This is a genomic window from Rossellomorea sp. y25 (genome assembly GCF_038049935.1).
Taxonomy (GTDB): domain Bacteria; phylum Bacillota; class Bacilli; order Bacillales; family Bacillaceae_B; genus Rossellomorea.
In genome coordinates this window covers 4,420,114-4,432,525 of sequence record NZ_CP145886.1, presented here as the reverse complement: position 1 = coordinate 4,432,525, position 12,412 = coordinate 4,420,114, and the positions used below count along the sequence as shown (strand labels likewise).

14 protein-coding genes are annotated in these 12,412 nt (G+C 42.8%); all 14 read left to right on the top strand.

From position 1 onward, the window contains the following. The first annotated feature begins 290 nt into the window (after nucleotides 1–290). The 14 genes from upp (at nucleotide 291) to murA (ending at nucleotide 11,847) form a co-directional block, all read left to right on the top strand. Complete coding sequence (gene upp / locus AAEM60_RS22080) at nucleotides 291–920, top strand: uracil phosphoribosyltransferase (RefSeq protein WP_044339995.1); 630 nt, start codon at nucleotides 291–293, stop codon at nucleotides 918–920. A gap of 881 nt (nucleotides 921–1,801) precedes the next feature. Then, nucleotides 1,802–2,023, top strand: a complete 222-nt coding sequence (locus AAEM60_RS22075) for an AtpZ/AtpI family protein (RefSeq protein WP_044339993.1) — start codon at nucleotides 1,802–1,804, stop codon at nucleotides 2,021–2,023. Nucleotides 2,024–2,028: 5 nt separating this feature from the next. Next, a complete protein-coding gene (locus tag AAEM60_RS22070) occupies nucleotides 2,029–2,403 on the top strand; it encodes an ATP synthase subunit I (protein ID WP_299744059.1) in 375 nt (124 codons plus the stop codon). Between the two features lie 22 nt (nucleotides 2,404–2,425). After that, nucleotides 2,426–3,139, top strand: a complete 714-nt coding sequence (atpB, locus tag AAEM60_RS22065; protein ID WP_299744062.1) for a F0F1 ATP synthase subunit A — start codon at nucleotides 2,426–2,428, stop codon at nucleotides 3,137–3,139. Between the two features lie 72 nt (nucleotides 3,140–3,211). After that, complete coding sequence (gene atpE, locus AAEM60_RS22060) at nucleotides 3,212–3,424, top strand: F0F1 ATP synthase subunit C (RefSeq protein ID WP_044339990.1); 213 nt, start codon at nucleotides 3,212–3,214, stop codon at nucleotides 3,422–3,424. Between the two features lie 161 nt (nucleotides 3,425–3,585). Next, complete coding sequence (locus AAEM60_RS22055) at nucleotides 3,586–4,104, top strand: F0F1 ATP synthase subunit B (protein ID WP_299744068.1); 519 nt, start codon at nucleotides 3,586–3,588, stop codon at nucleotides 4,102–4,104. Then, nucleotides 4,101–4,637, top strand: a complete 537-nt coding sequence (locus AAEM60_RS22050; RefSeq protein ID WP_299744071.1) for a F0F1 ATP synthase subunit delta — start codon at nucleotides 4,101–4,103, stop codon at nucleotides 4,635–4,637. The genes AAEM60_RS22055 and AAEM60_RS22050 overlap by 4 nt, the downstream gene beginning before the upstream one ends. Nucleotides 4,638–4,664: 27 nt before the next feature. Then, entirely contained in the window at nucleotides 4,665–6,173 is a 1,509-nt protein-coding gene (atpA, locus tag AAEM60_RS22045; protein WP_044339987.1) for a F0F1 ATP synthase subunit alpha, read from the top strand. A 105-nt stretch (nucleotides 6,174–6,278) separates the two neighbouring features. Then, entirely contained in the window at nucleotides 6,279–7,139 is an 861-nt protein-coding gene (locus AAEM60_RS22040; RefSeq protein ID WP_148971185.1) for a F0F1 ATP synthase subunit gamma, read from the top strand. Between the two features lie 71 nt (nucleotides 7,140–7,210). Next, nucleotides 7,211–8,614, top strand: a complete 1,404-nt coding sequence (atpD, locus tag AAEM60_RS22035; RefSeq protein WP_113969230.1) for a F0F1 ATP synthase subunit beta — start codon at nucleotides 7,211–7,213, stop codon at nucleotides 8,612–8,614. 22 nt (nucleotides 8,615–8,636) lie between these two features. After that, the gene (locus AAEM60_RS22030; RefSeq protein WP_044339984.1) at nucleotides 8,637–9,041 is read left to right on the top strand and encodes a F0F1 ATP synthase subunit epsilon; all 405 of its coding nucleotides are present in this window, start codon (nucleotides 8,637–8,639) and stop codon (nucleotides 9,039–9,041) included. Between the two features lie 261 nt (nucleotides 9,042–9,302). After that, nucleotides 9,303–9,539: a DUF1146 family protein gene (locus AAEM60_RS22025; RefSeq protein WP_044339983.1), complete on the top strand. Its 237-nt coding sequence runs from the start codon at nucleotides 9,303–9,305 to the stop codon at nucleotides 9,537–9,539. A gap of 221 nt (nucleotides 9,540–9,760) precedes the next feature. Beyond that, a complete protein-coding gene (locus AAEM60_RS22020; protein WP_299744091.1) occupies nucleotides 9,761–10,510 on the top strand; it encodes a YwmB family TATA-box binding protein in 750 nt (249 codons plus the stop codon). 32 nt (nucleotides 10,511–10,542) lie between these two features. After that, complete coding sequence (gene murA, locus AAEM60_RS22015; RefSeq protein WP_299744094.1) at nucleotides 10,543–11,847, top strand: UDP-N-acetylglucosamine 1-carboxyvinyltransferase; 1,305 nt, start codon at nucleotides 10,543–10,545, stop codon at nucleotides 11,845–11,847. Nucleotides 11,848–12,412: the final 565 nt, after the last annotated feature.

Below are 12,412 nucleotides of genomic sequence, written 5' to 3'. Positions count from 1 at the left end.
CAGCCGTTTTCCGTTAAAATCCGGCCGATTTTGATAATAATCCAGCGGCTTTTTTAAAAAATCCGGCCGTTTCTGGCATTAATCCAGCCGATTTACATAATTAACCAAAAAATCAATCGATTCCACTACCTTACACGTCTTTTCCCTCGCCACTCATATCATTTCTAACGATTCCATTACACTTCCCATCTCTTGTTGCTCTTAAATTGTCTTTTATGTACAATAGTCTGAGGTGTAAATGAAGTGGACAAACTATTTTTACATAAATCGAACTTAAAGGAGAGAGTCGAGTGGGCAAAGTATATGTATTTGATCATCCGTTAATCCAACACAAATTAACGTTTATTCGTGATAAACAAACAGGTACGAAGGAATTTCGTGAGCTTGTTGATGAAGTGGCGACACTAATGGCGTTTGAAATCACACGCGATTTACCGTTAGAGGATATTGATGTAGAAACACCGGTAAGCAACGCAAAGGCCAAAACACTTGCAGGTAAAAAATTAGGGATCGTTCCTATTCTGCGAGCAGGATTAGGAATGGTTGACGGAATTCTTAAACTGATCCCGGCTGCAAAAGTAGGACACGTTGGTTTATATCGTGACCCTGAGACTCTTAAACCGATTGAATATTACGTAAAGCTTCCAAGTGATGTGGAAGAGCGTGACTTCATCCTGGTCGATCCGATGCTTGCAACAGGTGGATCTGCTGTTGAAGCCATCAACTCATTAAAGAAACGCGGCGCGGTAAGCATCAAGTTCATGTGCCTTGTTGCCTGTCCTGAAGGGGTGGACGCAATCAAGGAAGCGCATCCTGACGTTGATATCTTCATCGCTGCTCTTGATGAGAAGCTGAATGAAAAAGGATACATCGTTCCTGGTTTAGGGGACGCGGGAGATCGTTTATACGGTACAAAATAATTTGAAGTAAATAAGAAAGCCGGATTATCAACACGTGATAATCCGGCTTTCTTATTTATATAACCGGCAAACCCCATTGTTATTTAATTGGAAGTATTTACATTAAATTCAAGGGTTACTCATAAAAAGAATTTTCTATATAATGGAGGGGCATGTGGAGATAGAACCTATGGATTTGTTAATAAAGTGAGCAATCGATGGGAAAAGTGGTAAGTTTGTTGGGCTTTTTCATTCCGGGGAATCCTTGGATATGCTTGATGGGCCTGACCAGTCGGCTCCGCTTTTCGGCATGTTCAGCTCCGGCGGGTAGTCTCTCGAGGTCACAACTGAAAAATCCCAAAAGGCAAAGAACGCCTTTAGGGATTTCCCAGTTGTGCTTGTCGGGCCTGACCAACCCGCCTCCGCTTTTCGAGATGTCCAGCTGCGGGGGCTTGGGGCTCGAGGTCATAAGTCAAGCCGACCAAAAAGGCAAAGAACGCCTTTCCGGTCGACTCGCCTTATGCTTGTCGCCCCAGGGCAAGCCCCCTCCGCTTTTCGACGTGTCCAGCTCCAGCGGGAAGAGGCTCGAGGTCATAAGCCAAACTTACCAAAAAGGCAAAAAGCGCCTTTCCGGTAAGTTCGCCTTGTGCTTGTCGCCTCTAACCAACCCGCCTCCGCTTTTCTGTAAATGTGTTGAAAATGTGAACAATTTGGGAACGCGTGGATAGGTTGTGAACTTTTTAACTTGAACGCATTGACATAGATAAAGCCCTATTGTATGCTTACAAAGGGTATAAAATGATAAGGTTTTCACAAGGGTTGAACCCGTATGAAAACGGTTTTTCATCATTTGTACAGTGTTAATGATTTTCCACTAAATCACATGTGTGGAGATGAAAAAAATGCGTCAAAATGATCGACGCCCGTATCAATCGATGGTCTTGTATTCTGCTATTCTTTCCCAGCTTGTTGGTTCTATTTTAATAGGGATCTTCGGCGGGAGATGGTTAGATGGAATATGGAACACCACACCACTTTTCTTAATTATTGGACTACTCCTTGGGCTCGCAACAGGAATCTACACCATGCTCCGTACAGTCCAACATTTCAATTCGGGAGATTAATGTAAATGCCAGAACTTCAGCAAGTGTTTAACAGGCATCGTAAGTACATATTTTTCCTCCTTTCCCTTTACGTCCTCGGTTGGGGTTTCACTTCCTATCAGTCTATTTTCCTTGGGCTTATTTTGGGGACAGGCATCAGTCTGTTTAGTCACTGGCTGATCATGAGGAGAACCGTGCGATTCGGTGATGCAGTAGAAGCTGGTCAAAAGGTTCGATCTTTAGGGACCTTCTCAAGGATGGCAGGTGCGGCCTTTGCAGTGATCATTGCAACGGAATACCCTGAGCACTTTCATCTCCTGAGCGTCATTATTGGATTAATGACAATTTATGTTGTCATTATGATAGATTATTTTATTCAGCAGCTTAAATCTCATAAATAGCGGGGAAGAGAGGTGAATTTCATTGCATCATGAAAATCCTACAGCCGAGTTTCTAGGGTTAACTTTTAACCTGGCGAACGTACTGATGATCACAGTGGCAAGTGCCGTTGTATTCCTCATCGCCGTTCTGTCAACTCGTAGACTGGCCATGAAACCGACCGGAGTGCAAAACTTTATGGAATGGGTCATGGACTTTGTCAAAAATATCGTGAAAAGTAATATGGATTGGAAAACAGGTGGTCGTTTCCATCTCCTTGGACTTACTTTACTCATGTACATTTTCGTATCAAACATGTTAGGGCTTCCGTTCTCGGTAGTCATTGACCACGAATTATGGTGGAAGTCACCAACAGCGGATCCAGTTATCACTATGACCCTGGCGGTTATGGTCGTTGTGTTAACACACTATTATGCAATCAAGATGAAGGGCTTCGGTGAATACGGTAAAGACTTCTTCAGACCTATGTCGTTCTTATTCCCGCTGAAGATTATTGAAGAGTTTGCCAACACACTAACGCTTGGTCTTCGTCTTTACGGTAACATTTACGCTGGGGAAATCCTGCTTACTTTACTGGTAGGAAGCCTGGCACACATGGGAGCAGCCGGATTACTGGGTGCCATTATCCCAACGATTGTATGGCAAGGTTTCTCAATCTTTGTCGGCGCAATCCAATCATTTATTTTTGTTATGTTAACGATGGTTTATATGGCTCACAAAGTCAGCCTTGACCATTAATATATACCCTGTTCAAAATTGAACAAAACTACTCAAAACATTTTTTCATACATTTAAAGGAGGAAATTCAGAATGGGTCTTTTAGCAGCAGCAATTGCAATCGGTTTAGCAGCACTAGGTGCAGGTATTGGTAACGGTCTTATTGTTTCACGTACGGTAGAAGGTATGGCTCGTCAACCGGAAGCTCGTGGTATGCTTCAAACTACAATGTTCATCGGGGTTGCGTTAGTAGAGGCGATTCCTATCATCGCAGTAGTTATCGCATTCATCGTAATGGGTCAATAATAGCAGTTTAAAGTTCAAGATGGCGAAGATCATTCGATAAGAACCTTCGCCATTCCTTTATGTTTGGTACTTAAGAACATTTGATTATGAATGGTACGGCATTTGCCGTTATTGTACAGCTTTCTTATGAAGGCATTGACTCTTGAAGGGAGTGAAACCGCGTGCTTACAAACGCATTTGTCCTTGGAGCTGGTGGCGGCTTTACAGGTGGAGATATCGTATTCCAGCTTGCTATGTTCCTTATCCTTCTTGCGTTATTGAAGAAGTTTGCTTGGGGTCCTTTGATGGGCATCATGCAAGAGCGTGAGAATCATATTGCAGGCGAAATAGAAGCGGCTGAACAAAGCCGTCTAGAAGCAAATAAGAGCTTGGAAGAACAGCGTCAACTTTTAAAAGAGGCTCGTCAAGAAGCGCAAGCGATGATCGAGAACTCTAAAAAGCAGGGCGATGAGCAACGTGAACAAATCATCATCGCGGCTCGTCAGGAATCTGAGCGCTTGAAAGAATCTGCGAAACGTGAAATCGAGACGCAGAAAGAACAAGCGATGGCAGCATTACGCGAGCAGGTTGCTTCACTATCTGTTCTGATTGCATCGAAAGTGATTGAAAAAGAACTTTCTGTTCAAGATCAACAGAAGCTGATCAACGATTATATTAAAGAGGCAGGAGAAGAGCGATGAGCTACTCTACAGTCGCAAAACGCTATGCGTTAGCTCTTTTCGATATTGCCAAAGAACAGAATCAATTAGAAGCGATTGAACAAGAGCTTCGTGCAGTGAAATCCGTTTTTATCCAAAATAAAGAATTAAGCATTCTTTTGGAAAATCCGAAGTTTTCGACGGATAAGAAGAAAGACATGTTGAAAGAAGCGTTCTCTTCTGTTTCTGTACCGGTATTGAATACACTGCTTCTTATGACTGATCGTCATCGTGAAGATCAGGTAGTGGGTGTTGTCGATGCATTCATCGAGCTTTCTAATGAAGCTAGAGGAATCGCAGAAGCAAAGGTGTATTCCGTACGTGCTTTAACAGAAGATGAGAAGACAGCAATCTCAGCTTCTTTTGCTAAGAGAATTGGTAAACAATCATTAAGAATTGAGAATGTGATAGACGAGAACATACTTGGCGGACTTAAGGTCCGTATCGGCAACCGTATTTATGACGGAACTCTTGCTGGCAAGTTGGATCGTCTTGAGCGTGAACTTGTTCGTTAACTTTCGTATAAATGAGGGGTGAAATTCATGAGCATCAAGGCGGAAGAAATCAGCGCGCTGATAAAAAAGCAAATTGAAAACTATCAGTCTGAGATGAAAGTAAGCGATGTAGGTACAGTTATCCAAATCGGTGACGGTATCGCTCGTGCTCATGGCCTCGACAATGTCATGGCTGGAGAGCTTGTTGAATTTTCTAACGGTGTCATGGGTATGGCGCAGAACTTAGAGGAAAACAACGTAGGTATTATCATTCTCGGACCATTTACAGACATTCGTGAAGGCGATGAGGTTCGTCGTACTGGACGTATCATGGAAGTTCCAGTAGGACAGGAATTAGTAGGTCGTGTTGTAAACTCACTTGGACAACCAGTTGATGGATTAGGTCCAATTGCGACAACGAAAACACGTCCAATTGAAGGCGGGGCACCTGGTGTAATGGATCGTAAATCCGTACACGAGCCACTTCAAACTGGTATCAAAGCGATCGACGCTCTAGTTCCAATCGGTCGTGGTCAACGTGAGTTAATCATCGGAGACCGTCAAACAGGTAAAACATCTGTTGCGATCGATTCAATCCTAAATCAAAAAGGTCAAGACATGATCTGTATCTATGTTGCGATCGGACAAAAAGAATCAACTGTACGTAATGCGGTTGAAACGCTTCGTAAGCACGGTGCCCTTGATTACACAATCGTTGTAACGGCATCAGCTGCTTCACCAGCTCCAATGCTATTCTTAGCACCATACGCTGGTATCACAATGGGTGAAGAATTCATGCATAGCGGCAAGCACGTTCTTGTTGTATATGATGATCTTTCTAAGCAAGCATCTGCTTACCGTGAGCTTTCATTATTATTACGTCGTCCTCCAGGCCGTGAAGCTTTCCCTGGTGACGTATTCTACTTACACTCTCGTTTACTTGAGCGTGCTGCGAAATTAAGTGATGCAAAAGGTGGAGGTTCCATCACAGCATTACCTTTCGTTGAAACACAGGCAGGAGATATCTCCGCTTACATTCCAACAAACGTTATCTCCATCACTGACGGACAGATTTTCTTACAATCTGACCTATTCTTCTCCGGTGTTCGTCCGGCGATCAATGCAGGTCTTTCCGTATCACGTGTTGGTGGATCCGCACAAATCAAAGCGATGAAAAAGGTTTCAGGTACACTGCGTCTTGACTTAGCGGCATACCGTGAGCTTGAAGCATTTGCTCAGTTCGGGTCAGATCTTGATAAAGCGACACAAGCGAAACTGAACCGTGGAGCCCGTACTGTTGAAGTACTGAAGCAGGATCTTAACAAACCACTTAATGTTGAAAAACAAGTTATGATCTTCTATTCATTAACAAAAGGTCATTTAGATGATATTCCAGTAACAGATATTCGTCGTTTCGAAGGTGAATTCCTAAGCTGGTTAGATCACAACCATACAGAACTGTTAGACCATATCCGCACAACAAAAGGTCTTCCTGAAGACGATGCAATGGTTGCAGCGATCAACGAATTCAAGAAGACATTTGTAAAGTCTGAGTAATTTTATAAGATGTCGGTGTTCATTCTGATGACACCGGCTGATTATTCCATTATTTAGTTGGTTCTAGTGAATATGACTAACATTTTAAAAGGGTGGTGAGAACCAGTGGCATCGTTACGCGACATAAAAACTCGTATTACATCTACGAAGAAAACCAGTCAAATTACGAAAGCAATGGAAATGGTCTCTGCCTCTAAATTGAACCGTGCTGAATCGAATGCGAAAGCCTTCGTCCCATACATGGAGAAAATTCAGGAAGTCGTTGCTTCCATTTCCCTTGGTAGCACAGATGTAACGCATCCGATGCTAGTCTCCCGCCCCGTAAAAAAAACCGGCTACTTGGTCATTACATCTGACCGCGGTTTGGCGGGGGCTTATAACTCGAGCGTCATTCGTGCTGTAAGTAATGCGATTAAAGAGCGTCACAGCTCACAAGATGAATACGCCATTATTGCGTTAGGTCGTATTGGAAGAGATTTCTTCCAAAAACGAGGCGATAATGTAGTGGAAGGTATTGTAGGGCTACCAGATCAACCAAACTTTGCAGACATTAAAGACATTGCCAACAAGGCAGTCAGTATGTTCTCTGATGGTGCTTATGATGAACTTTACATGTACTACAACCACTATGTCAGTGCCATTCAACAAGATGTTACCGAGAAGAAGGTTCTTCCTTTAACGGAGCTTGATTCTTCTTCATCGAACTTAACTTCTTATGAGTTTGAGCCTAATGCTGAAGAAATTTTGGAAGTGTTGCTTCCTCAATATGCTGAAAGCCTGATTTACGGAGCGTTACTTGATGGTAAAGCCAGTGAGCACGCGGCCCGTATGACAGCAATGAGAAGCGCAACAGACAATGCGAAAGAAATCATTAACAGCCTTACACTTTCTTATAACCGTGCGCGTCAAGCAGCGATTACCCAAGAAATCACGGAAATCGTAGGCGGGGCAGCAGCACTCGAATAGAAATGACATTCCGGTTGAGTGCCGGATTACAACATAGTTTTGTCGTCAAAAGCTAGTTAGGAGGGAAAGAGATGAACAAAGGACACGTTCTTCAAGTAATGGGTCCAGTTGTCGATGTCAAGTTCGCTAACGGCCAACTTCCTGATATCTACAACTCATTAAAGGTCCAAATTGCAGATAGAGCTGAACTTACATTAGAGGTTGCCCTTCACCTAGGTGATGATTCTGTACGTACAATCGCGATGGCTTCCACAGATGGTTTACAACGTGGAGCTGACGTGCTTGATACAGGAGCACCAATCTCTGTACCAGTAGGGGATATCACATTAGGTCGTGTATTCAACGTTCTAGGTGAATCAATCGATTTAGACGAGCCTCTTGCAGCAGGTATCCGTCGTGATCCAATTCATAGACAAGCACCTACATTTGATCAGCTTTCTACAGAAGTTGAGATTCTGGAAACAGGTATTAAAGTAGTAGACTTACTTGCACCTTACATCAAGGGTGGTAAGATCGGTCTATTCGGTGGTGCCGGTGTTGGTAAAACCGTATTAATCCAGGAGCTTATCAACAACATCGCTCAAGAGCACGGCGGTATCTCTGTATTTGCCGGTGTTGGAGAGCGTACTCGTGAAGGAAATGACCTTTACCACGAGATGAGCGACTCTGGCGTTATCAAGAAAACAGCGATGGTATTCGGACAAATGAACGAGCCGCCAGGTGCGCGTATGCGTGTAGCACTGACAGGTCTTACAATGGCTGAATACTTCCGTGATGAGCAAGGTCAAGACGTACTTCTGTTCATCGATAACATCTTCCGTTTCACGCAAGCAGGTTCAGAGGTTTCTGCCCTACTAGGCCGTATGCCATCTGCCGTTGGTTACCAGCCGACACTTGCTACTGAAATGGGTCAATTGCAAGAGCGTATCACGTCAACGAACGTAGGTTCTGTAACATCGATCCAAGCGATCTATGTACCTGCCGATGACTACACGGATCCGGCTCCTGCTACAACTTTCGCTCACTTGGATGCAACAACGAACCTTGAGCGTAAACTTTCTGAGATGGGTATCTATCCTGCGGTAGATCCATTAGCATCGACTTCACGTGCTCTTTCTCCAGAAATCGTAGGAGAAGAACACTACAGCATCGCTCGTAATGTTCAACAAACATTACAGCGTTATAAAGAACTTCAAGATATCATCGCGATCCTTGGTATGGATGAGCTTTCTGATGATGATAAGCTGACGGTACACCGCGCTCGTCGTGTACAATTCTTCTTATCTCAAAACTTCCACGTTGCAGAACAGTTCACTGGACAAAAAGGTTCTTACGTTGAAGTGAAAGACACTGTTAAAGGTTTCAAAGATATCCTTGACGGTAAATACGATCACATTCCTGAAGATGCGTTCCGTCTAGTAGGTCCGATTGAGGATGTATTAGCAGCAGCTAAAGAAATGGGCGTAGAGGTATAATTAGGGACCAGGAGGGAAGAAAATGAAGACATTAAAAGTCAATATTGTCACTCCCGATGGCCCAGTGTACGATTCAGAAGTGGAAATGGTGAGCACGAAAGCTCAAAGCGGTGAGCTTGGAATCTTACCTGGACACATTCCGATGGTTGCTCCACTACAAATCGGTGCGGTTCGCCTGAAAAAAGGTGGCAACACTGAGCTTGTAGCTGTCAGTGGCGGATTCTTAGAAGTACGTCCTGAACAAGTGACAATTCTAGCACAGTCTGCTGAAACAGCAGAAGCTATCGATGTACAACGCGCTAAAGAAGCAAAAGGCCGCGCGGAAGACCGCATGCAGGCACAACGTGATGATGTAGACTTCCGTCGTGCTGAACTCGCTCTAAAGCGTGCCATGAACAGAATTAACGTTTCCGAACGTAACTTCTAATAAAACAGCAAAACCACCCTTTCCTTGAGGAAGGGTGGTTTTTTGTAGGGACGGACCTTTGAGAGCTGCTGGAACTCAAGTCAGGAATTTCAACCAATTTTGCCGGACGGACCTATATATGTTACCTAGCTTTCAAGTACGTAAAAAGGAAAATTTTTATTAACATATTGGACATATTTTTATATAAATAACATATGTTGTGACAGCTTAGTGTGGTAAAATAGTCTATGTGCGTCGAAATGATTATTAGGAGTGAGAAAAGTGGTAGAAAGCTTTGGCCAGCAGGCCCTGATCAGCATGCTCGTGCATCTATTCGTATTCGGGATCACATTTTGGTCTTTGCAATCCATCCAGTTAGACAAGCTCCTAAAGAAGAATCGAGTCGCTCAAGGGAGACTACTGTATATCCTACTAACGATCGCGATCGGCTCAGCCGTCAGCCAATTTTTACTGGATTACTATCTGTGGTCTCAACAATTGCCTGTTTTCTTTGAATGATTAGAGCTTTGACAAAAAATAGGTCTTCCTGCATGTTTTCATTAGAACCTGTTTTGAGTAAGATTAATTTTGTGTTCGTGCCTCTTTGTGAAAAAGTTTCAAAGTGAAACCCTTTTCATTAACAGCATGAAAGACTCAATAATTGTAAAAAGATGACGACAATTTTCAAGTATGTTCTTCTCCTATTCGGACAGACTTTTAGGTAAGGGGAGGAATGGAAAATGGGTCGGTATTTTTACATTATTTTAATCTTTTTTGTTGGATTAGGTTTTCTTCCTGTTATTAATGGGAACAACACTATCGAAGCCAATCAATTATTAGACATTGAAAAGCTTGATCAAGCCATTGTTCATTCTCAAGGTCAGATAACTGAATGGTCTCTATATGCAAGAGAAAACAAAAAAAGCTTCACGAATAAAGGATTTGCCAAATATAGTACTACTATGCAAGAAAGATTTTCTGATTTTGAGTGGGTGACGAAAAAGTCAGCTGAAGAGGTAATGGTTGTGGGACAACGTCAGACGTCTCACGGGGAAGAAACCATTAAGTTCCAGCACACCCTCACAAACAAGCAATCTGTTTCGTATGTTATGTATGAGATGCGCGGTGCTCAGAAAGCGTTGGGAGAAAAGACGAGGCATTACATCAAGACTGAATTTATCCCAAATATGGAAATCATTTTTACTAATAAACCCATGATTTTCTCTTGTATAAAAGGCGAATTCAATGATAAGCTTGAGAAAGTTTTGTCGAATCAGGCTGTCGAATTAATGTCGAAATTAGACGCAAAAGAACTGGAATCACTTAGAGAAGAAGACTTTTATTCCATTTCAGCTTACTCGGAACAAATGTCACGGAAAATACCAACAAAAAATGATGATATGAATATACAACTAGGTCTACGGAAAAGCGGAATGGGCGCTAAGACAACCTTTGTGATTGGCACACCCATCCTAACGATTGAATATTAATATAGAGAAATTGGACGCGGAGGGGAATACTCTTGGAAAAAATTATCGTCCGCGGCGGTCAGCGTTTAAGCGGTACAGTGCAAGTTGAAGGAGCAAAGAATGCCGTTTTACCAGTCATCGCTGCTACATTATTAGCAAGTGAAGGAAAAAGTGTAATTAAAAATGTACCACCACTCTCCGATGTATATACGATTAATGAAGTATTACGTCATTTAAATACAGATGTAGAGTTTAACAATGGTGAAGTCATCGTGAATGCATCAAGAGAGTTGTTTGTAGAAGCACCGTTTGAATATGTTCGAAAAATGCGTGCATCCGTCCTTGTAATGGGATCACTACTCGGACGTACAGGTAAAGCACGTGTTGCGCTTCCTGGTGGATGTGCCATTGGATCAAGACCGATTGACCAACACTTAAAAGGCTTCGAAGCAATGGGAGCAAAAGTGAAGGTAGGAAATGGTTTTATCGAAGCTGAAGTAAACGGAAGATTGAAGGGTGCCAAGGTTTATCTGGACTTCCCAAGCGTGGGGGCAACAGAAAACATCATGATGGCTGCTGCTCTTGCAGAAGGAACAACAATCCTGGAAAACGTCGCAAAAGAGCCTGAAATCGTCGACTTGGCTAACTTCCTGAACAAAATGGGAGGAAACGTAGTAGGTGCAGGTACTGGAACGATCCGTATTGAAGGTGTAGACCGTTTATACGGTGTCGAACACAGCATCATTCCAGACCGTATCGAAGCAGGAACTTTCATGGTGGCTGCAGCCATCACTCAAGGTGATGTCCTTGTAAAAGGCGCTATTCCAGAACACTTATCTTCTTTAGTTGCGAAGATGGAAGAAATGGGCGTAACGATCATCGATGAAGAGGAAGGACTTCGTGTCATCGGGCCGGAGAAACTGAAATCTGTCGATATCAAAACAATGCCTCATCCTGGTTTCCCAACAGATATGCAATCTCAAATGATGGCATTACTATTAGCAGCTGACGGCACTAGCGTCATCACTGAGACAGTTTTCGAAAACCGTTTCATGCATGCTGAAGAATTCCGTCGTATGGGAGCAGACATTAAGATTGAAGGCCGTTCTGTGATCATGAACGGACCAACACCTCTTCAAGGGGCAGAAGTGGCTGCAACCGACTTACGTGCAGCAGCAGCACTTTCAATCGCTGGTCTGGTAGCAGATGGTTACACTCGAGTAACAGAACTGAAGCATTTAGATCGTGGATATGTAAACTTCCATCAGAAGCTTGCAGGCCTGGGTGCCGATATCGAGCGTGTGAAAGAAGTGGAAGAAACACCTGTTTCTAATCAAGACATGATTAAAGATGCGTAAGTAATAGGGAGGCGAGCTTTTCTTTTATAGAAGAGCTTGCTTTTTTTGTTTGGGCTGAGAGTCGGAGCTGAAACTCGAGTTGTGTTTTGGTAAAATAAGTAAATTAGCTGAATTATGGTTGATTTCGGCTGGATTCTTGTCAGGAACGGCTGGATTCTTCGTAAAAGTGGCCGGATTTTAATCGAAAACGGCTGGATTCTTGCTGAAAACGGCTGGATTATCATCAAAAACCGCTGGACTTGCGACGGGCAATTTTGAAATATCGTCAAAATAGGTAGAAAAATAGTATGCTGATGTTGAAAATGAGATGAAAAAGTCATTTATTTTCAATAATGCAGTATTTATTTTCAAAATTTCACTTTTATTTTCAATTCTGGCACATTTATTTTCAAATTTGAGATTTTATTTTTAAAAATGCATTCGCTCCACAACACACTTCATTACTTATTCCAAGTTCATCAATGCCGAACATCTTCCTTCATCAAAATCACTCTTAAAAGATTCATAATTGCTTGTCCACTACCATACATATGAAAGAGAGTGGAGAAGTGTGCTAAGACATTCT